The 1,234-nt window shown below is 59.2% G+C and carries 1 protein-coding gene; it reads left to right on the forward strand.

The genetic code is table 11. The features are described 5' to 3' along the window. Window positions 1-64 precede the first annotated feature (64 nt). Window positions 65-1,227, forward strand: a protein-coding gene (locus NA647_RS19575) for an IS3 family transposase (protein ID WP_256059166.1) whose coding sequence is annotated in 2 segments (ribosomal slippage) — window positions 65-320 and window positions 320-1,227 — 1,164 coding nt in all. Because the reading frame shifts where the segments join, the coding sequence is not laid out codon by codon here. Window positions 1,228-1,234: the final 7 nt, after the last annotated feature.

Below are 1,234 nucleotides of genomic sequence, written 5' to 3' on the forward strand. Positions count from 1 at the left end.
TGTAGTGGTCTACTGATCTCGGACACTGATTTAGGCGAAAATCCTCGCCATTAAGAGGTGTTCGATGAGCAAGCAACGACGTACGTTTTCCGCCGAGTTCAAACGAGAGGCAGCTGCCTTGGTACTAGATCAGGGCTACAGCCATATCGAGGCCTGCCGTTCGCTGGGCGTCGTGGACTCGGCATTACGCCGCTGGGTGAAACAACTCCAAGACGAGCGCCAGGGCGTTACCCCAAAGAGCAAAGCGCTGACACCCGAGCAACAGAAGATCCAGGAGCTAGAGGCCAGGATCAATCGGCTGGAGCGGGAGAAAGCGATATTAAAAAAGGCTACCGCTCTCTTGATGTCGGACGAACTCGATCGTACGCGCTGATAGACCAGTTGAGTGAGCAGGAGCCGGTAGAAGTGGTCTGTTCAGCCTTCGATGTGGCGCGGTCTTGCTACTACGCCCATCGCCTTCGACGTCGCCGTGTCGATGCTCGTCGCGTCGCGCTACGTAGTCGGGTCAACGAGTTGTTTAGCCAAAGCCGAGGCTCGGCTGGCAGCCGAAGCATCCTGGGTATGCTGCGCGAGGACGGCGTGACGATTGGCCGTTTCCGTGTGCGTCGACTGATGCGTGAGTTGGGGCTGGTCAGCAAGCAGCCGGGCTCGCACGCCTACAAGCAGGCCACGGTTGAGCGCCCGGATATCCCGAATCGACTGAACCGCGACTTCGCTGTCCAGCGCCCGAACCAAGTGTGGTGCGGCGACATCACCTACGTCTGGGCGCAAGGTCGTTGGCATTACCTGGCCGCGGTGCTGGATCTGCACACGCGTCGGGTGGTTGGCTGGGCGTTCTCCGCCAAACCGGATGCCGAGCTGGTAATCAAAGCCCTCGATATGGCCTACGAGCAGCGCGGCAAGCCACAGCAGGTGCTGTTCCACTCGGATCAGGGCAGCCAGTACGCCAGCCGCTTGTTCCGGCAGCGGTTATGGCGCTACCGAATGCAGCAGAGCATGAGCCGCCGGGGTAATTGTTGGGACAATTCGCCGATGGAACGCATATTCCGCAGCCTGAAGTCGGAGTGGATACCGCAGGCCGGTTACCTGACGGCACAGGAAGCTCAGCGGGATATCAGCCACTACCTGATGCACCACTACAACTGGATCAGACCGCATCAATTCAACGGTGGGTTACCGCCTGCGGTGGCCGAAGAAAAACTTAACCCACTGTCCGGGATGGGTTGACCACTAC

Origin of the sequence: Stutzerimonas stutzeri (assembly GCF_024448985.1) — a bacterium.
GTDB classification, from domain to species: domain Bacteria; phylum Pseudomonadota; class Gammaproteobacteria; order Pseudomonadales; family Pseudomonadaceae; genus Stutzerimonas; species Stutzerimonas stutzeri_AP.